The 19,079-nt window shown below is 40.5% G+C and carries 17 protein-coding genes; 9 read left to right on the top strand and 8 right to left on the bottom strand.

The genetic code is table 11. The features are described from left to right. Window positions 1–67: 67 nt before the first annotated feature. The 3 genes from LCM11_RS18620 to LCM11_RS18610 form a co-directional block, all read right to left on the bottom strand. Window positions 68–772, bottom strand: coding sequence for a YqjF family protein (locus tag LCM11_RS18620; protein WP_224895775.1), 705 nt, complete (start codon window positions 770–772; stop codon window positions 68–70). Between the two features lie 76 nt (window positions 773–848). Next, on the bottom strand, window positions 849–1,001 hold the full coding sequence (locus LCM11_RS18615) for a sporulation histidine kinase inhibitor Sda (protein ID WP_224895774.1): 153 nt from the start codon (window positions 999–1,001) through the stop codon (window positions 849–851). 17 nt (window positions 1,002–1,018) lie between these two features. After that, window positions 1,019–1,546 (bottom strand): helix-turn-helix domain-containing protein, encoded by a 528-nt coding sequence (locus LCM11_RS18610; RefSeq protein WP_224895773.1) that lies wholly within the window; start codon window positions 1,544–1,546, stop codon window positions 1,019–1,021. A 247-nt stretch (window positions 1,547–1,793) separates the two neighbouring features. On the opposite strand from LCM11_RS18610, the gene LCM11_RS18605 reads away from it, so the two are divergent. After that, complete coding sequence (locus LCM11_RS18605) at window positions 1,794–2,405, top strand: trimeric intracellular cation channel family protein (RefSeq protein ID WP_224895772.1); 612 nt, start codon at window positions 1,794–1,796, stop codon at window positions 2,403–2,405. A gap of 39 nt (window positions 2,406–2,444) precedes the next feature. Here LCM11_RS18605 and cysK read toward each other — a convergent pair whose 3' ends face one another. The 3 genes from cysK to LCM11_RS18590 form a co-directional block, all read right to left on the bottom strand. Beyond that, entirely contained in the window at window positions 2,445–3,374 is a 930-nt protein-coding gene (gene cysK, locus LCM11_RS18600) for a cysteine synthase A (RefSeq protein WP_224895771.1), read from the bottom strand. Window positions 3,375–3,497: 123 nt separating this feature from the next. Beyond that, window positions 3,498–4,130 carry a YpmS family protein gene (locus LCM11_RS18595; RefSeq protein ID WP_089751507.1) on the bottom strand — a complete coding sequence of 211 codons (633 nt, stop codon included), beginning with the start codon at window positions 4,128–4,130 and terminating at the stop codon, window positions 3,498–3,500. A gap of 17 nt (window positions 4,131–4,147) precedes the next feature. Continuing rightward, the gene (locus LCM11_RS18590; protein WP_224895770.1) at window positions 4,148–5,089 is read right to left on the bottom strand and encodes an SGNH/GDSL hydrolase family protein; all 942 of its coding nucleotides are present in this window, start codon (window positions 5,087–5,089) and stop codon (window positions 4,148–4,150) included. 174 nt (window positions 5,090–5,263) lie between these two features. Here LCM11_RS18590 and LCM11_RS18585 point away from each other — a divergent pair, with 174 nt between their 5' ends. Then, window positions 5,264–7,540 (top strand): ATP-dependent DNA helicase, encoded by a 2,277-nt coding sequence (locus tag LCM11_RS18585; RefSeq protein ID WP_224895769.1) that lies wholly within the window; start codon window positions 5,264–5,266, stop codon window positions 7,538–7,540. A 98-nt stretch (window positions 7,541–7,638) separates the two neighbouring features. Here LCM11_RS18585 and LCM11_RS18580 read toward each other — a convergent pair whose 3' ends face one another. Next, window positions 7,639–9,093, bottom strand: coding sequence for an Eco57I restriction-modification methylase domain-containing protein (locus tag LCM11_RS18580; RefSeq protein ID WP_224895768.1), 1,455 nt, complete (start codon window positions 9,091–9,093; stop codon window positions 7,639–7,641). Window positions 9,094–9,353: 260 nt separating this feature from the next. Between LCM11_RS18580 and LCM11_RS18575 the strand changes: the two genes are divergently transcribed. Together LCM11_RS18575 and LCM11_RS18570 are read left to right on the top strand one after the other, a co-directional pair. Continuing rightward, on the top strand, window positions 9,354–9,941 hold the full coding sequence (locus LCM11_RS18575; protein ID WP_224895767.1) for a biotin transporter BioY: 588 nt from the start codon (window positions 9,354–9,356) through the stop codon (window positions 9,939–9,941). A 100-nt stretch (window positions 9,942–10,041) separates the two neighbouring features. Next, on the top strand, window positions 10,042–11,091 hold the full coding sequence (locus LCM11_RS18570) for a PQQ-dependent sugar dehydrogenase (RefSeq protein WP_224895766.1): 1,050 nt from the start codon (window positions 10,042–10,044) through the stop codon (window positions 11,089–11,091). A 98-nt stretch (window positions 11,092–11,189) separates the two neighbouring features. Here the strand turns inward: LCM11_RS18570 and LCM11_RS18565 are convergent, their stop codons facing one another. After that, window positions 11,190–11,588: a hypothetical protein gene (locus tag LCM11_RS18565; protein ID WP_224895765.1), complete on the bottom strand. Its 399-nt coding sequence runs from the start codon at window positions 11,586–11,588 to the stop codon at window positions 11,190–11,192. A 181-nt stretch (window positions 11,589–11,769) separates the two neighbouring features. Between LCM11_RS18565 and LCM11_RS18560 the strand changes: the two genes are divergently transcribed. The 5 genes from LCM11_RS18560 (at window position 11,770) to LCM11_RS18540 (ending at window position 19,052) form a co-directional block, all read left to right on the top strand. Next, window positions 11,770–12,870, top strand: a complete 1,101-nt coding sequence (locus tag LCM11_RS18560) for a M24 family metallopeptidase (protein WP_224895764.1) — start codon at window positions 11,770–11,772, stop codon at window positions 12,868–12,870. A 335-nt stretch (window positions 12,871–13,205) separates the two neighbouring features. Beyond that, a complete protein-coding gene (locus tag LCM11_RS20535; protein WP_318246161.1) occupies window positions 13,206–15,479 on the top strand; it encodes a nucleotide sugar dehydrogenase in 2,274 nt (757 codons plus the stop codon). A gap of 1 nt (window position 15,480) precedes the next feature. Continuing rightward, a complete protein-coding gene (locus LCM11_RS18550; protein ID WP_224895762.1) occupies window positions 15,481–16,668 on the top strand; it encodes a glycosyltransferase family 4 protein in 1,188 nt (395 codons plus the stop codon). Then, window positions 16,652–17,917 (top strand): NeuD/PglB/VioB family sugar acetyltransferase, encoded by a 1,266-nt coding sequence (locus LCM11_RS20585; protein WP_224895761.1) that lies wholly within the window; start codon window positions 16,652–16,654, stop codon window positions 17,915–17,917. Before LCM11_RS18550 ends, LCM11_RS20585 begins: the two co-directional genes overlap by 17 nt. Then, a complete protein-coding gene (locus tag LCM11_RS18540; RefSeq protein ID WP_412098162.1) occupies window positions 17,910–19,052 on the top strand; it encodes a DegT/DnrJ/EryC1/StrS family aminotransferase in 1,143 nt (380 codons plus the stop codon). The genes LCM11_RS20585 and LCM11_RS18540 overlap by 8 nt, the downstream gene beginning before the upstream one ends. The last annotated feature ends 27 nt before the right edge of the window (window positions 19,053–19,079 follow it).

Genomic DNA, 19,079 nt, shown 5'->3' with positions numbered 1-19,079 from the left:
TACGAACTATAATCTCGAATTCAAGATAAATGTTATCTTTATTTGCTCCTCATGTCAATTTACAGGTTTATACCTTATGAAAAGGGTAGAGATACACCTCTAAAGATTTTGAATAGCAGGTGATTGGCTGTTGCAGAAAGATTAAGTCTGGCAGGAATTCCACAATTTCATTCATAACAATATTACTTTCAGCAGGTTGAAGTTCCCAGTGTTTGTGATCAATAGGACCTTTATAAACAGAAGAGCCACGTACCGTCCATAACACATATCTCTCCGTTAACCAGTTCATGAGAGAACCAGTTTTATAAGTGTGGATGGAATTTGAAATCTTAAACCGTGCGTGAAATTGAGAGGAGGGCATTCCGGGATAAATTCTACGGCTCGAAAAGTGAAGGTCGTTTCCCTTCTTATCTAACCTTACTTGAGCGTTTAAATAGCGTAATCCAAATAATGTACGCGCTAAAAAAACCCCAAGACGGTGGTTAGCGTCAAGGGAGATAAAATAAACACCTGGTTCTCCTTTAAATGTGACGTAAGTTCTCACGTTTAATTCTAATAATTGGTTACCAAAAGGAAGGCGGGGAAGGCCTCTAAATTGGATATCTTTCATATGAAAGGGAACGATTGCAATCCAGGCCATACCATTATACAAATCTAATTCTAATTCACGGGGTACAAAGGGGCGCAAATCCGTCTCTGGGACAGGCCAATGCATAAAAATAAGATCTTCCCAAGACTGCCGTATGATCCATGGTGAAGTTGCCACGGACATTCACCTCTTTTTTCTTACGTTATTCTCTCTTATGGAGTAAACATTCACCCTAATAGGCTTCCCTAAGTAATGATGTTCACTCTGCCTTCTGGGCAGAATATGTTTTTTCTAGTTTCCTTTTCTGCAGCTCATTTTCAAGCAGGTGAATAAAAGAGTGATCTAGTTTCATCTCTACAGCTGTGTGAAGTGAACGAATAAGCAGACGGTGTGGTAATTTTTCAACGATCATATCATAGTCCCCTTTCATTAGGATGGAAGCTCTGTAGATGCAGTAGCTGCTCCTATGATTTCGCCTTTTTGGTTGTAGAGAGGCTGTGCAAATATATCGTAATATAGTAATCCATCTGACAAAGGGAAACAAATTCGTTCTCGTTGAGTTTCCTTTGTTTCGATCACTCTTTTTTTTAAATCCATTAAAGCAAGCGTGCCTTCATTATAGTCAAGTTCATCGTCACGCTTTCCAAGTATATGACTCATCTTAAAGTCAGGGTGGGGGTTAAACATCCAGGTGTATCGCAGTGAAAGGTCACAATGGGCCAGGGTGATAGGGGAATTAGCTAAAGCAGTCTGAAAAGGTTCGCTCAGGTGCTCTGTAAAAAATAAAGAAGGGTTAATATGGAGGAAGGAAGCTATTTGAGAGGCCACGGCCATACTGGGGTTTCTAGTCCCATTTTCAATTTGAGCATAATAGGCTCGGTCAATATGAGCACCTTCGGCAATTTGCTGTTGAGTCAATTGTTGTTCCTTTCGGAGCTGGGTCAGCCATCTTCTCATTTTTTCCACATCCTACTTTCTTTTCTAAATAGAATATTTCGCATTATTTTTGAATATCCCTTGTGGCAGTTTGCAACAAGTTTACTTGATTTGGTGCAAAAGTAGCAATGGGAATCTATGAAATGGATGATTTTGGTTGGACTTTAGTTATTTTGAATATTATTATTTTTTTTACAGAAGTTTCTGTTATAATCATTCAGGTTGTTTATTTAAAGATTAGAAACTGGTGGACGAAAGGAGGACATTCATGACTTGGGAAATATTAAATATTTTGGCGGTCAGTGCTTTTGCTTTCAGTGGAGCAATCGTGGCACTCAATGAGCGCTATGATATATTTGGCACATTCATATTAGGTATTGCTACGCCTTTCGCGGGTGGAATAATCCGTAATATAGCACTGGATGTTCCTGTAGTTCATGTGTGGGAACAGGGTTATCTACTTTATGTTGCGTTTGGGACTATTGCGGTGGTCTATTTCTTTCCTAAGACATGGGTACTTTCCTGGGATCGTTGGAACATTTATCCGGACGCGGTTGGTTTATCAGCCTTTGCTTTACAAGGAGCCTCATTTGCTATCGCACATAACTTCCCGCTGGGAGGAGTTATTTTTGCTGCTATATTGACTGGGGTAGGAGGCGGAGTTACAAGGGATGTTCTGGCTCAGCGGAGACCGATGGTTCTCCATCAGGAAATTTATGCTGTTTGGGCATTAATGGCAGGTTTGCTTATCGGTGTGGGTATAATAGATGTGCAAAGCGCTGCGCAGACTTACTTTTTGTTCTTCTTAGTGATTACTTGCCGTGTTTTGTCCTATCATTTAGGTTGGCATCTAAGATTTAGAGATCTATATAGACTGTAAAAAAAGAGTTCGACCTCTACAAGGACGAACTCTTTCTCATTAGTATCGGAAAAGATCTCCGGACAGGTACCTCTCCCCAGTGTCTGGAGCAATACAGACCACGATTTCTCCGGGTTGTTTTTGTGAAGCTACCTGCATGGCGGCCCAGCAGGCTGCACCGCAGGATGTACCTAATAGAAGACCTTCTTCTCGCGCTAACCTTCTCGTAATATCGTAGGCATCTTCATCCGTTACTTGGAAAATCTCATCATAGACTTCCTGGTTCAAAATACTAGGGATGAAACCAGGGCTTGTACCAACCAGCTTGTGTTTTCCTGGCTTTCCACCGGAGAGAACAGGAGAGCCGGATGGTTCGGCAACATGTATCGTCATATCCTCAAAACGCTTCTTAAGTTCTTCGCCTGTACCTGTAATCGTTCCTCCTGTGCCGGCAGTTGAAACGAATGCGCTTAGCGGTTTTCCTAACTCGTCCATTGCCTCAATAATTTCAGCAGCTGTTGTGTGACGGTGGGCATCCGGATTGGCCATATTTTCAAATTGCATGGGCATAAAACTATTATCTATTTCTTCTACAAGTTCTTTCGCTTTTTTAATAGCCCCAGGCATTTTCTCATCTCCTGGAGTTAAAACGATCTCTGCACCGTAGGCTTTCAGTAGATTGATCCGCTCTTGAGTCATCGTATCAGGCATGACAAGAATAGCGCGATAACCTTTAGCGGCAGCATTCATGGCAATACCTATTCCCGTGTTTCCGCTAGTAGGCTCGACAAGTGTAGAACCTTCTTTCAGCAGGCCGTCCTGTTCAGCCTGAGCCATCATATTGTAGGCAGCACGGTCTTTAACGCTTCCGCTCGGGTTGTACTTTTCAAGTTTCATATAAATGTCTGCTCCGTCTTTTGGAGCCAACCGATTTAATTTAACAAGAGGAGTATCTCCAATTAAATCAGCAATATTATTTACCACACGCATACGGTCACTTCCTTTTTATACAAGGGTTTAAATCTAATTTTATCATGTTCTTCTATAACCTTCATCTCTCGGGGACTGCCGAAGAAAATCGAAATAACCACTCTAATGATGTGTGAGCGGTTATTAAAAATTTTTCTGTACCATCTTCTGAGCAAACTGGAACGAATCCTGAGGGACGGAGATTTTAAAGGCTAACTGATTGGAGTTTAAGTTAAAGCGGTCAACTCGGATGTTAAAGTTACTGGCTGTGTCCATTTGAGTGACAGCTACATAAATATTTTCTTCATTAGGATTAACCATTACCCACTCTGGAAGTTTATAGTTATCCTTCACGAACCCCAGGACTTTCTTATTTGGCAACGGAAGCTGTCCAAGTGATATCCGCTCCTGCTCAAGAACAAGGTCCCCGTTTTCCTGGACGATCGGATTTAATTCCACTTTAATGGGGATGACCTGATCAAATGCTTTAATGTTACCTGTGAGCGTTACATTTCTATCCAGGGTTATCGAATAATCAAAAACAGTCTGCGTTGATAATTCTTTTAAATATTCATTGGCCAGCTGTTCCATATTTTCCTTAGTCGATACAATTGTAAATTCTGCATCTGAACTTTGCTTTTCTTTATCTACGTTGACGAGCGTATAGGTGCTCGGTAAAAAAACAAGGGAGAGCACCACTAATAAGACTATAATATTTAAAAGAGCTAATAGCCAAAAAGAAGTGCGCCACTTATTATTTAGGAAAAATCGTTTCATATGAACATTCCACCTGTTTATTGTTCAATATCCGGTCTTATATATTCTAACACGCGCTCTGCAATTCTTTTATAACCTTTTTCATTTGGGTGGAAATAGTCTTCTTTCCACAGAAGTTCCTCTTCAGATCCCAGAAAGATATCTTTAATAGGAATGAATTCCGCCTGTTCATAGTTTGAAATTACTTCCTTGCTTACACGGTTCCAGTCACTCATAATCTGTCCCAGTTCCGGAATATTATTAAAATAATATTCAAAGGGATTGTAGAGACCGACCAAATAGATAGGGACATCCGGATTAAGGCTTTCCACTCTTTGAAATATCTCGTTTAAACGTTCCTTATATCCTGTTTGAGCTTCCTGGAATTGCTCGTAATTCAAACTGGCAAAATTATTTTTAACTACTTTCATAACATCGTTGGCTCCGATCGTAATGATAACTACATCTGCTTCACGCAACGATTGGGAGATTTCTTCCGTTTGCATCCGTTCTAACAGCTGATCAGTACGATTTCCGCGGACCCCGTAATTAGCTATGTCCAGTGTTTCCAGGGGCTGATTACTGTTAATTGTGTCTTCAAGTATTCCTACATAACCACCATTATCGGTAGAATCACCAACACCCTGAGTGAGTGAATCACCTATGGCTACAATATCAAGATCCTGCCGAACGAATAGACCGCGGGCACTTTCAATAACACTTGTAAATACTTCGCGAAGTTCACCGCTCAGGGTTTCTTCCGATTTATCAGTCTTGTTTTCGCTATCCGATTCATTTATATCCCTTTCTTCATCACTGGATTGATGTTCCTTTTCTACCCCTTCTGGTTCAGTTTGCGGGGGAGGAGACTGGTCATGGTCACTCTCTTGATTTTCTGGTGTATATATAAATGCTGCTATGATGAAAAAGGCGATCGTGAGGGTGAGCAAAACGGACGCTACCCATCTCCATATTTTCAATTAAGATCACCTCGATTTTAATGTTCCTCTCTCCTATTATATGTTGTATCCATCTAATGGGAAATTGAAAAGTTTTTCCCACAATTATATCACGAAAAGATTTACAATAGACATACGTAAGTGCTTACGTTAATTTGAGGGTAAGCATAGGGAATTAATGAAAGGGTGCGGAAGATGGTGGAACAAGTCACAATCTCAGTACGTGAGTTGGTGGCCTACGTTTACAGGGGCGGAAGCATTGACAATCGCTTTCGTTCGAGTACGGCATTAACGGAAGGTACAGCTATTCATCAGGAAGTACAGAGCACGTATAAAGAAAATGATAAAAAAGAAACCTTTTTAGAATATTTATATCAGGAAGACGGCATGAATATCAAGATCCAGGGCCGTTGTGATGGTATATTGGAGACGAAAGATGGACCTGTAATTGATGAAATCAAGTCTACAGCAAGAGAGCTGGATGATATCACAGAAACGACTCACCCCGTGTATTGGGCTCAGGCTAAAGGCTATGCTTACATGTATGCGGAACAAGAAGGTCTTGATGAAATTCAAGTTCAACTGACCTATGTGCAGAAGAAGTCCAAAGAAAAAAAACGATTAAAACAAAAAATCTCTTTCCAGGATCTCGAGCTTTTTCTGAAGAATACGATGAAGGAGTATTCCTCTTATGCGAGAGTGCTTCTGCATATTCGAGAGCAAAAACAAAAGTCGGTAGCAGATCTATCCTTTCCGTTTTCAGAGTATCGTAAAGGGCAGAGAAAACTTGCTGGAAGTGTCTATCGAACGATTGAAGAGAAGCGTAATTTATTTGCTCAGGCCCCAACTGGTATAGGTAAGACCATATCAACGCTCTTTCCTGCTATAAAAGCCATGGATGTTGATCAAGTAGATCGTATTTATTATTTAACTGCTAAAACGGTTACGAGGGCCACTGCTGAAGAAGCTCTAGGCCTTATGGAAGATAAAGGGCTGTCCTTGCGATCAGTCACCCTGACGGCCAAAGACAAAATTTGTTTCAAGGACGAAACGATTTGTCAGCCCGATTATTGTGAATTTGCCGATGGATATTACGATAAGATCAACGGAGCTCTTACCGATATCCTATGGAATGAAACACGTTTAACTCGCTCGGTTATTGAAGCGTATGCAAGAAAGCATAAAGTATGTCCGTTTGAGTTTTCTTTAGATTTAACAAATGTGGCAGACGTGGTTATAGGAGATTATAATTATATATTTGATCCTCGTGTTTCTTTGAAGAGACTCCTGCCCGAATATAAGAAAAAAACCGCTCTATTGATTGATGAAGCTCATAATCTGGTAGAACGTGCAAGAGAGATGTTTTCGGCTTCTATTCGAATGAATGATTTTGCTGAAATAGCAGATATCTGGCATGGAGCAGAGCACCCTTTAAATAAAGCAGCAAGTGCAATTTATAAAGATCTGAAGAATTTGAGTAAACAGGGAGAAAGAGATTTTGTTTTAGAAGAGATACCGGGTGAATTAGAAGAGAGTCTGGAAAGGTTTATTGAAACAGCAGAGGTTGAACTTCAAGATTCCACAGAGAATGACCAGAGCGAAGAATTACTGGAACTATATTTTTCTGTGCAAAATTTCTTGAAAATTATTCCTCTTGTAGATGACCATTATCGTTTTACAGCCTCCAAAACCGGCAGAGAGTTCACGCTTAAGCTTTTCTGTATAGATCCTTCCCATGTCCTTGAGAAAACAGCAAAGTCCTTTCGGTCAAGTGTGTTTTTCTCGGCCACATTATCCCCATTTGGCTACTATAAAGACATGCTTGGGGGTAAAAAGGATGATTATATCTTGAAGCTTCCATCACCGTACGATTCTTCCCAGATTGATGTGATGGTGGCTCCGCTCTCTACTCGTTATAAAAACAGGGAAGAAACGGCAGAACGTCTTGCTCAATCTCTTTATCAGCAAGTCACTGAGAACCCTGGGAATCACTTGTTTTTCTTTCCTTCTTATCACTATTTGGAACTGGTGTACAATCATTTCCGAAACTACGATTACGTTAATACAATCGTGCAGGAACAAGGTATGGACGAGATTAGAAGAGATGAGTTTCTAGCTCAGTTTGTCTCAGGGGGTAATTTGGCAGGATTTGCGGTTCTTGGAGGTGTCTTTTCGGAAGGTGTCGATTTAAGAGGTGATCGCTTGAATGGTGTTGCTGTAGTAGGTATTGGCCTGGCCCCAAGAAGCTTCGAAAAAGAATTAATTAAAGAGTATTTTTCTAATCGTGGAAGAAATGGCTATGATTATGCCTACGTTTATCCAGGTATGAATAAAGTACTTCAAGCCGGTGGTAGATTAATACGTTCAGAAACAGATTATGGATCGATCCAACTGATAGATGACCGCTTCCTTTCGCCTAAATATCAAAGCCTATTTCCGGAAGATTGGGGAAATTATCGAATAAAGAAATAATATGATTTCCTGGGAAATAGTCTTGGAGAATAATGTTGTAGAGGTTTTCGACAGTAAATACAATTAGATGGCAGGGGAGCAGCACTAGTGCTGCTCCCCTAAATATTCTCTAATAAATCTTTACAAAACCGTTTCACATGAGCTTGAGTGACTTCTGGTATTCCATAACTTTCAAAAATAGCCTGGTCAACTTTACGCTGCAGTTGCTGAGTATTGAAAGAAGGGTCCTTTTTCTTGCCTTCAATAAGGGAGCTCGTGTTTTCGACTACCACTTCTTTAAGAGATTCAGAAGGCTCTACGTAAGGCAGTTTTTTTAGATACCCCGCCGTAATCATATTTGTTCGGTTTAAAAATTTACGCAACATGAATTTCACAAGCAGACTATTGAGTAAACCCAGGAAATAAAAAAGATCTTCCTGGTTTTGGGGAAACAAGTTTGCGTTTACACCAAATAAACTTCCCGGAGGGAGATAAGCAGCTGAAAACTCCACTCCCATAGAAGAACATGTGATTCCTTCCTTATAATAATAAGAGGGGTTTCGAACCATGAAATTAGAATGGATATTTTTGTACTGGGGCCAATTCTTATGAATGTAATATTTGGGTTCATAGTACCAGGCATCTTTTGCCCCTCCATTTTTGTAAAACGGCAGCCAGTCTGCATAATTAGTTACGTCACTTTGCTCGCGTAAAAAATATTTATCGTTTCCGGTAGAAATGCCTGTAACGATTTTTACCACATCTCCTAAAGGTACGTAGGGAGTATGGAACAAACTAAGGATTTCAATCGGTACATTGATAGAATAGTTGTAATTCGGATTATTTTCAAAGTGAATTTGGTTCAGGTGCTGTATGCTTTCATCAGGAGGGTTCGTGTATTCCTGTGCGCTTAGCCGGTCGATTAACCGCATAGTATGGTTCTTATCAATCAGAGCTGACGGTCTTTTTTTTAGAGTAAGAATACACGTTCTTACATCCGCTTTTCCTTTATGGAATAGACGGCGTGGTGCAAGGATAATTTCCTTAATCTCTGTATGGTCCAACACATATTTTCGGAAATTTTTATAATAGACATTGGACAGAAAGGAATCTTGAACAATCATAGTCAGGATTCCTCCATCTTTTAACTTTTGAATTCCTTTATAGATGAACAAAGTATATAAATTATGTACACCTATTTCTTGAAATTCCTCTGATAAATATTTCTTGTTTTCTAAAAGGTAGGAGCTTTGTCTTTTGGATTTGTAAGGCGGGTTACCAATAATCGCATCAAATTTTTCCGCGTTAGATTCTTTAAGAAAATCTGTTTGAATAAAATGTACTTTTTCATCAGGCGGCGGGGTAAGGGGATCGATATCAAAAGCAAATAAATGGTCAGCTGAAACCCCAGATTGAAGAAGGGACTTAATGAATATGCCATCACCGGTACAGGGGTCAAGAATTTTTGACTCCTGAACAGTGGAAGGTAAAAACTTTAAAAGATTCTCAGTCATATAGGTAACGGTTTCTTGCGGGGTACTGTACTGCCCCATTGTTCTTTTCGGAGATAACATAAAACCTCTCCAATCTTTTTGACTATACTCTACTATATAAAAAGGAAAAAGTCACCAATTAATAGTTAAAAAGTATTAATATTTTATGAGAATTATAGATAATAAGTCCTCTGAAATTGGTATTGAACTTACTGTATAATCGAATAGTGTAGATTGAATTATCTTTCATTTCATTATGTTAACCTTTTAAATATCTAGTTGACATTATGTGAGTTCTTCCATTATCTTTAAGATAACGATAAGAAACGGGAGGATTTCAGATGAAACGTTCACGCTTGTCAGCTTATGAAATAACTATAGGAGCTTTATTTGTAGCTCTTATGGCAATAGGGGCTAATATTACTTCACTCGTCCCTTTTTTAATGATTTTAGGAGTACCTTTAACTCTTCAAACCTTTTTCGCTGTTTTATCAGGGTTGATTCTCGGCAGCCGTCTAGGCTTTTTCTCCATGCTTGTATATATGGTGTTAGGATTGATTGGAGCTCCTATTTTTGCTGGATTTTCAGGAGGACCTGCAGTCTTATTTAAAACATCCTTTGGATTTATATTATCCTATGTTGTTTTAGCTTTTATTGCCGGTAAAATAGTAGAGTCATCAAGAAAAATTCCCATGTACATAACTGCAGCATTAATAGGAGTAGCTGTTAACTACATCATCGGTGTTACGTGGTTTTATGCTGCGTTAAACTTCTGGGCTCCGGGTGATCCCATTAGTTACGCACTCGCATGGACGAGTATGGGGCCTTTCTTAATCAAGGATGTTGCCATATGCATATTAGCTGCTTTATTTGCTCATCGTCTAGAAAGAACAGTGCTTCATCGTACGCAGCTTCGTCAGGCAGCCTGACTTAAAGCTGCTCCCACTAAAGGGAGCAGCTTTTTTTGTGTGTAATCGATTCGCTCTGCTACATTAGTAGTAATCTTATAGAAAAGAGTGGTGGTCTTTTATGAAGAGGGCAGGAATAGTAATTATGTTGTTTTGGCTTGCTGCATGCTCCTCCGATCAAGTACAGCAAGATGATGGATCTGCTGCTTCTAACGATGAATCTTTCCAGACGTTAGTCACTGATTTAAAGTCTCCTTGGGACATTGAATACGATCAGCAGACTTTTTACATTTCAGAGAGGGAAGGAACGATCACATCATGGACAGAGGGAGAAGAGTCTGTACGCTATCCTGTTCAAACCAGGAAAGAAATAGTACAGCGGGGGGAAGGCGGCCTGCTTGGCTTTAAATTACTCCCTGGATTCAAGGACCACCAACGTGCTTTGGCTTACCATACGTATGAAGAGGAAGGCTCAATTATGAACAGGATCATTGAAATTGAAAGGAACTCGGATCAATGGAAAGAAACATCTGTCTTATTGGAAAATATTCCTGGAGCACAATTTCATAATGGCGGCAGGATAGAAATTGGTCCTGACAATCAGATTTATGTGACTACGGGCGATTCTCTGAATGAATCCCTGGCTCAAGACCCGGAGAGTCTGGCAGGGAAAATCTTAAGGCTCAGCACTGATGGGACTGCAGCTGAAGGTAATCCCTTTGATTCCTCATATGTATATAGCTACGGGCATCGGAACCCGCAAGGATTAACCTGGAATAAAGATGGAGAGCTCTATGCTGCGGAGCATGGTCCTGATAATCATGATGAAGTCAACCTGATCCAGCCTGGCCAAAACTATGGCTGGCCGCAGATTGTTGGAGACGAAGAGAGGGAGGGGATGGTTACTCCACTTTTTGAAACCGGAAGAAATACTTGGGCGCCATCCGGAGTTGTGTTTTTTCGGGAAGAACTAATCGTGGCCTCCTTACGAGGAAAAGCGGTTATGAAGCTGTCACCTTCAGGAGGTGATCCTGAAACACTTACCGAACAATACGGCAGGATAAGAGATGTTGAAGTTGTGGACGATAGACTTTATTTTATTACCAATAATACGGATGGTAGAGGTAGTCCTGAATCTGAAGATGATCAGCTGGTGAAATATTCTCCATAGAAAAAAGCAGGCCTATTGCCTGCTTTATCTATTGGAGCGACTGGGACTCCCATTATGTGTTCTGGAAATCTTTCTTACCAAAATAGGCGGGGAAGCGTTCAATCTTCAGATATTACTTTTCCATGAACAAACGCCATAATAGCAAAGACTACAAAAGCAATCAGGAGAATGGTACCTCCAACAATAAAGAATACGGTGTTGAAAGTGCGCATGCCCTCAATTGGTTGGGTGTAATAAAGAAACATGCCAAGAGTAAGCCCCAGCACACCGACAAAGGAACTCCATACATGAATAAGCGAGAGTTTGGAATCCTTAGGGATAGAAAAGACTTTATAATATATAGCAAAAGCGAAAAGGGATAACCAGCCGACCACCAGAATGTGGGCGTGAATGGCACTTAATTCTAGGCCGCCGCCTCCAGCCATATGGGACCCCATAAAAGCTCCAATCAGAGCATAGATTGCTGATACACGGACGAAAAAGCGCGTTCGATCCAATATAATGACCTCCAATGACAAATCTATCAACCTTTCGCTATTATATCGAAACCCTTCCCAAATTAAAATAATAATCAGGCTAATGTCGCAAAACCTTCAAACATTGGACCGCAATTTGGAATATGAACCAGGTTGGTATATGATAGGCATGGTAAATGAAATAGATAGAGGAGTGGGATGTATGGAAGATAGATTAAACAAGTTTGCACGTTATTTAAGGACTAAACAAATAGATGCTGCTTTTATTAACTCTACAGAAAACTTTTTTTACTTAACGGGGTTTCAAACCGACCCTCATGAAAGACTTCTAGGACTTGTGGTATTTCCTGAAGCAGAACCGATCGCGGTGCTCCCGGGTATGGAAGAGGGACAAATACGTGAAGCGGGATGGACATATGAAGTTATTGGATATGCGGATCACGAAGACCCATGGGATTTAATTGATCAGTCGATGAAGAAAAAGGGGATTGGTCCTATACAAACGGCAGGAATTGAGAAACAGGTGTTATCTTACGGCCGGAGTGAGTCTTTTTTTGGATTATTTAATGATCTGGAAGTTATAGATATTGAACCTCAATTAAATGAAATGCGCGTTGTGAAGGATGCTGAAGAGATCGCTATTATGCGTGAAGCCGCTGAATTGGCGGATTATGGAGTGAAAGTGGGGGTTGAGTCTTTACAGGCAGGTATTACTGAAATGGAAGTTCTCGCAGGTATTGAATATGAGTTGAAGAAAAAAGGGGTCGCTGAGATGTCTTTTTCAACTATGGTATTGTTCGGAGAGAAATCTGGACAACCTCATGGGAACCCTGGCGGCCGCAAGTTAAAAGCAGGGGACTTTGTTCTTTTCGACCTGGGAGTTGTTTGGAAAGGCTATACCTCTGATATTACAAGAACATTTGCATATCAATCCGTTTCCGAGGAACAGGAAAAAATTTATAAAAAGGTGCAAGAAGCTTTGGAAGCTTCTCTTTCGATTAGCAAACCAGGAACGCGAATTGGTGATCTTGACCAAACAGCAAGAGATATTATTACAAAGGCAGGCTATGGAAAGTTATTTCCTCACCGAATTGGTCATGGATTAGGAATTAATGTACATGAGTTCCCTTCTATGAGTCACCTGAATGATGGAGTGTTACGGGAAGGTATGACCTATACCATCGAACCTGGTATTTATGATCCAGATCTTGGCGGGGTACGACTTGAAGATGATGTACTCGTTACAAAAGATGGATACGAAACATTAACCAAAACTTCAAGAGAGTTGCAGGTTATTCAATAACATTAGGAATAATTATTATTAAAGATCAGGCTCAAGCAGCCTGATCTTTTTTTATACTTATATGATTATGGAATTTTAAGAGACTTATTAAACTGAATAGCTTTTAGTACATTCTAAAGACGTAAATTCCTCCTTACCGAGCTACCGCAAGAAGTCGTCGAAACAAATTCTTACTACGCAATTGGAAGCTTGTCTGTAAACCAATGCGAAGATGTACTTTATAAGTATAAAAGACCGAACCATGCCTAAATGTCTTCTATCTAAGAACCCCTTCTTCTGGAGGACATAAGTTAAATAAAAGAAAGACAATATAGAAGGGAAATGGAGAAATTATGGTGAGGAGAGAAATTTTAGTCACAGGATGTGCAGGCTTTATCGGCTTTCACGTTTCCAAACGATTACTTGAAGAAGGGTTTCAGGTAATTGGAGTGGATAATATGAATGATTACTATGACGTTCGATTAAAAGAAGACCGTCTTTCACTTATAAATAATTATGATCAGTTTATATTTTATCAGCTGGACCTTAGTAAGGCAGATGATGTGAACCAAGTGTTTAAAGCACATAACATTGAAGTGGTCGTAAACCTTGCCGCTCAGGCAGGGGTCAGGCACAGCATTGATCATCCCATGGATTATATAGATGCTAACATTGTAGGTTTTCTAAATATTTTAGAAGCCTCAAGACACTACAAGGTTGCCCATTTACTTTATGCTTCTTCAAGTTCTGTATATGGTTCTAATAAGGAAATGCCATTTTCTACAAAGCAACGTGTAGATGAACCATTAAGCCTTTATGCTGCAACTAAATGTGCGAATGAATTAATGGCGCATACGTATAGTCACTTATTTAGATTACCTACAACTGGACTTCGTTTTTTTACAGTTTATGGTCCCTGGGGACGACCGGATATGGCGCTCTTTAAGTTTACAAAAGCTATTCTGAATGAAGAACCTATTGAAATTTACAATGAAGGAAAAATGAAAAGAGATTTTACTTACGTAGATGATATTGTCGAAGGTATTTTTCGATTACTATTCCAAATTCCTGATGAAGAACAAGTAAGAGAGAAAGCGAGTCTCGCTCCTGCTTATGTATATAATATTGGGAATAACCGGCCAACAGAACTTATGGACTTTATTTCGTTGATTGAAACTAAAGTGGGGAAAAAAGCTAAGCGCAAATATTTGCCGCTGCAGCCGGGGGATGTTCCGGAAACGTATGCTGATATTACGCCATTGAACGAAAAAGTAGGTTTCCAGCCCTCAACTTCTATAGAGGAAGGAATAAATCATTTTGTCGATTGGTATCTTGATTACTATGGTAATAAAGCGAAAAAATTGGGCATTGTAGGATTGGGGTATGTAGGACTTCCTGTAGCGGCTGCATTTGCTTCTAAGGAAGATGTGGTTGGTTTTGATATCAGTGAATCTCGGATTGATCAGTTAAAGAACGGTTATGACGCCACTGGTGAGATGACTGAAGAGGAATTGGCTTCGAGTCAAATTGAATTTACAACGGATCCAGAGAAATTGAAAGAATGTAATTTCATTATCGTTACCGTACCTACTCCAATTGATGAGGCGAATCAACCGAACTTAAATCCGTTGAGGAGCGCTTCTGAGACAGTAGGAAAAGCGCTCACGAAAGGTACTACAGTTGTCTATGAATCTACCGTTTATCCCGGAGTTACGGAGGAAGTCTGTCTGCCTATCTTGGAAGAGAAATCGGGACTGGCAGGAGGTAAGGATTTTCATATAGGCTACTCCCCAGAGCGTATTAATCCTGGTGATGCTAATCATTCTTTCGAGTCCATTGTGAAAGTTGTAGCAGGAGAAAGTCCGAAGATAACAGAGGAGATAGCGAGGCGTTATCAAACGGTGGTTCAAGAAGTATTCCCAGCAGCATCGATTAAAGTGGCAGAAGCTGCAAAAGTCATAGAGAATACTCAGCGTGATTTAAACATTGCACTTATGAATGAGCTGGCACTAATTTTTGATCGGATAGGTATTTGTACAAAAGATGTGTTGGAAGCTGCGGGTACAAAATGGAACTTTCATAAATACACGCCAGGACTGGTGGGGGGGCATTGTATTGGAGTCGACCCTTACTATCTGGTTTATAAAGCTGAGAGCATTGGCTACCATCCTCAAGTTATTCAAGCGGGAAGAAGAATTAATGATGACATGGCTGAATTTATTGCTCATTCTCTGATTAAATTAATGATTAACCAGGATATTAAAGTAAATCAAGCATGCGTCACGATCTTAGGTGCCACCTTTAAAGAAAATGTTCCCGATATTAGAAATTCAAAAGTAACAGATGTTATTCGTGCATTAAAGGAGTTTGGCCTCCAAATACAATTACATGATCCTTTAGCTGACCCTGAACAAGTAAAAGAAGAATTCGGAATGGAGTTAACGGAGGAAATAAATAATTTAAAAGAAGCAGACGCACTGGTTTATGCAGTACCACATCAGTATTATGCAGAGCAGGAAGATCGTTTCTTTGAAAAGTTACTAAAAGAAAATAAAGGAATCATCATAGACGTTAAAAGTGAACTGGCTGAAAAAAACATATCTGACTGTATCCATATATGGGGGCTTTAATATGGCTAAAATTCTGCAAGTGTGCAGCGTAGATGAAACAGCCGAGAAGTTACTGAAGCCTCTGTTGTCAGGGTTGGAAAAAGAAGGGCATGAGGTTCACACGGTTTGCGCAGATACCGGCAGAACCCTAAGCTTGCGTGAAGAGGGTTATACCTTGATTACGCTTCCTTTCAAGAGAAAAATCTCTCCATTCAACCATCTTCGCATCCTGTATCAGCTGTATAGACTTATGAAAAAAGAAAAATATGATATTGTTCACGTTCACACGCCCATTGCAGCTGCTATTGGGCGTGTCGCTGCGAAGATGGCAGGGATCAAGCATATCGTGTACACCGCTCATGGATTCTATTTTCATGAGGGTATGCCTAAGCTTAAATATCTATTCTGGTTCCAGCTGGAGAAGCAATTAGCTAAATATTTTACCGACTATCTTCTGCTTCAGAGTATAGAAGACTATGAGTTATGTGTACACTCCAGATTTTTACCAGAGGATTATCTTTTGCATCTGAGTAACGGTGTAGATGTCGAGGAAAGTTTCAATCCTGCTCTTTATAACCAACGGATACGTTTGAATGTGAGGAAAGAACTCGGAGCTTCTTCTGAAGACAGAGTCATCTGTTTTATAGGTCGTTTAGTCCGCGAGAAAGGAATCTTTGAACTTCTGGAAAGCTTCCACCAAGTTAAAGATCAGCGTAAAAATGCCAGACTTTTAGTTATAGGTACACTTTCTGAAAGCGAAAGGGACCAGCAGAGCTATTATCGTTTAAAGGAACTTCTGGAAGATCCATCTATCTTATCGGTAGGTTACAGGAACGATATTGCGGATTTGTTATATGCAAGCGATGTCTTTGTGCTTCCGTCTTACCGTGAAGGATTGCCACGTTCCATAATCGAGGCTATGGCGATGGGGCTCCCAGTTATTGCTACAGACATAAGGGGCTGCAGGGAAGAAGTCCGTCATGGGGAAAATGGGTATCTCATACCTACACAAGATACTACGGTGCTCACAGACAAGTTAATCCAGTTAATTGACCAGGATGAATTGAGAAACACGTTAGGCACAAATGGAAGATTGATGGCAGAAGATTTATTTAACGAGACTAAAGTGGTGGAAAAACAAATACAATTATTTAGATGCCTCGTAGCTTCTTCAGAAGAAAGGAGTTTGAAGAATGAAGCGGATTCTTGATCTCCTGATTGCGGGTTTCCTTACAGCACTATTTTTCCCTCTCATGTGCTTTTTGTACGTATTAGTGAAAATTAAACTTGGCGACCCTGTCATCTTTACTCAAGAAAGACCAGGGCTCAAAGGGCATTTGTTTAAGATTTATAAATTCAGAACGATGACCAATGAAAGAGATGCACAAGGCCGACTGCTGCCTGACGATAAAAGACTGACTCGGTTGGGGAAAACGATGAGAGCATGGAGTCTGGATGAGATTCCACAGTTTTTTAACGTTTTAAAAGGGGATTTGAGTCTAGTGGGACCGCGTCCGCTTCTTAAAGATTATCTATCCATTTATAACGAAGAGCAGGCGAGAAGACATGAGGTGAAGCCAGGGATAACCGGTTGGGCACAAGTAAATGGAAGAAATGCACTCACCTGGGAGGACAAATTTAAGGCTGATCTTTGGTACGTAGAGAACCGTTCCACCTGTCTTGATTTATTCATTCTGGCTATGACCATCTCCAATTTGTTTAAGAGAAAGGGAGTCAATCATCGCGGGACGGCAACGATGCCTGTCTTTGAGAAAAAGAAAGTAGTCATTATCGGAGCGGGGGCTCAAGGGGGAGAAATTTTAGAAACCATCAATCTTCTTAATCAAAAAGATGGTATATACGAAGTGGTTGGTTTTGTGGACGATAATACTTCTTTGCATGGAAGCAGGTATCGAGGTGTTCCTGTACTTGGACCGGTGAACATACTTGTGTCCCCGGAATACAATAACACCAATGTTATCTGTTCTATTGGAAATCCTTCGGTTAAAAAAGAAGTCTTACAAAAATTAGAGGAGCGTCCTGTTCCTTTGCGATATCTATCGATTATCCATCCAGCTTCCGTAATAGCTCAGGATACTTCAGTAGGAAGGGGTACGTATGTGGCTCCGAATGTCGTGCTCTCCAACAATGTCTCTACCGGAGATCATGTTCTTATTAATTATGGGTGCACAGTTGGGCATGACAGTCTAATAGGTGACTATTGTTCAATTTACCCTGGCACAAACGTATCTGGAGAAGTTCACATTCATGAAGGAGCCGAAATAGGATGTGGAAGTTCTATTGTTCCGGGGCTCAGTATAGGAGCCTGGACAGTCATAGGAGCAGGGGCTGCCGTAATAAATTCAATACCTGCCCACACAACTTCAGTGGGAGTACCGGCCAAAGTCATTAAAAACCGGTACCTCGAGAGAAAGATGGGAGATGAGATGGATGAGTAAAGAACGTATTTTTTTATCCTCCCCACACATGAGCGGGTTAGAGAAAGATTATATTGAGGACGCTTTTCGTACCAATTGGATTTCACCACTGGGTCCTCACGTTTCAGCATTTGAACAGGAAACAGCAGATTATGTGGGGGTGAAAGGGGGAGTGGCCCTTAATTCCGGGAGTTCTGCTCTTCATTTAGCCTTGAAATTGACTGGAGTAGAGCCCGGGGATGTAGTTTTTTGTTCTTCGCTTACTTTTGTGGCAAGTGCAAATCCTATTCTTTACCTTGGAGCTGAGCCTGTGTTTATTGATTCTGAACCGGGTTCCTGGAATATGTGTCCCGATGCCTTGCGAAGAGCTTTTGAAAATGCAGTCAGGTTAAATAAGCTGCCTAAGGCTGTGGTTGTCGTCAACATTTATGGGCAAAGTGCAGACTTTGAGAAGATAAAACCTCTAGCTGATCAGTATAATGTCCCGATTATTGAGGATGCCGCAGAATCATTTGGAGCTTTCTATAACAACAAACCGAGCGGTTCTTTCGGCGACTTCAGTATTTTATCCTTTAACGGTAATAAAATGATTACCACGTCAGGAGGAGGCATGCTTCTCTCCAATAATCAAAAGGCTTTGGAGAAAGCCCGATTCTGGTCTACGCAGGCTCGTGAACCTGTACTTCATTATGAACATAAAGAAGTAGGCTACAATTACAGGCTCAGCAATATTCTGGCCGGAATAGGCAGGGGACAGTTAAGGGTTCTCACAGATCGAGTAGAAGCGAGAAGAAGAGTGTTCGAAAGATACCGTCAGGAATTGAGCCCGGTAAGCGGTATAGACTTTATGCCTGAAATGAAAAATAGCCGATCCTCCAGATGGCTTACGGTTATGACACTTGATCCATCGACAATCAAACCAAGTGTAAATTATTTAATTAATCAATTAAGTAAAGAAGACATTGAAGCTCGTCCCGCCTGGAAACCCCTTCATTTGCAGCCATTATTTCAGAAATGCTTATTCTTTCCTCATCACACCGGAGATGTCGCCCAGTCACTATTCCATAAGGGCATTTGTCTGCCCTCAGGTTCTAACTTAACAGATGCCCAGCAGAGTAAAGTGCTTTCCATCATTCATTCCGTATTGAAAAGCTGACAGCTTTCAGGTAGATAGATAACTAGA

The sequence above is a fragment of the Halobacillus halophilus genome (assembly GCF_020171985.1).
Classification (GTDB): Bacteria; Bacillota; Bacilli; order Bacillales; family Halobacillaceae; genus Halobacillus; species Halobacillus halophilus_A.
The sequence above is the reverse complement of the archived record's forward strand: the minus strand, read 5'-3'. Positions and strand labels throughout refer to the sequence as shown.

Bases quoted from the DNA above. Each gene is read 5' to 3' on its own strand.
- LCM11_RS18610 (WP_224895773.1), bottom strand. From the start codon at position 1,546: ATGAGAAGATGGCTGACCCAGCTCCGAAAGGAACAACAATTGACTCAA.
- LCM11_RS18570 (WP_224895766.1), top strand. From the start codon at position 10,042: ATGAAGAGGGCAGGAATAGTAATTATGTTGTTTTGGCTTGCTGCATGC.
- LCM11_RS18585 (WP_224895769.1), top strand. From the start codon at position 5,264: ATGGTGGAACAAGTCACAATCTCAGTACGTGAGTTGGTGGCCTACGTT.
- LCM11_RS18550 (WP_224895762.1), top strand. From the start codon at position 15,481: ATGGCTAAAATTCTGCAAGTGTGCAGCGTAGATGAAACAGCCGAGAAG.
- LCM11_RS18540 (WP_412098162.1), top strand. From the start codon at position 17,910: ATGAGTAAAGAACGTATTTTTTTATCCTCCCCACACATGAGCGGGTTA.
- LCM11_RS18615 (WP_224895774.1), bottom strand. From the start codon at position 1,001: ATGATCGTTGAAAAATTACCACACCGTCTGCTTATTCGTTCACTTCAC.
- LCM11_RS18605 (WP_224895772.1), top strand. From the start codon at position 1,794: ATGACTTGGGAAATATTAAATATTTTGGCGGTCAGTGCTTTTGCTTTC.
- LCM11_RS18560 (WP_224895764.1), top strand. From the start codon at position 11,770: ATGGAAGATAGATTAAACAAGTTTGCACGTTATTTAAGGACTAAACAA.
- cysK (WP_224895771.1), bottom strand. From the start codon at position 3,374: ATGCGTGTGGTAAATAATATTGCTGATTTAATTGGAGATACTCCTCTT.
- LCM11_RS18620 (WP_224895775.1), bottom strand. From the start codon at position 772: ATGTCCGTGGCAACTTCACCATGGATCATACGGCAGTCTTGGGAAGAT.
- LCM11_RS20585 (WP_224895761.1), top strand. From the start codon at position 16,652: ATGAAGCGGATTCTTGATCTCCTGATTGCGGGTTTCCTTACAGCACTA.
- LCM11_RS18575 (WP_224895767.1), top strand. From the start codon at position 9,354: ATGAAACGTTCACGCTTGTCAGCTTATGAAATAACTATAGGAGCTTTA.
- LCM11_RS18580 (WP_224895768.1), bottom strand. From the start codon at position 9,093: ATGTTATCTCCGAAAAGAACAATGGGGCAGTACAGTACCCCGCAAGAA.
- LCM11_RS18595 (WP_089751507.1), bottom strand. From the start codon at position 4,130: ATGAAACGATTTTTCCTAAATAATAAGTGGCGCACTTCTTTTTGGCTA.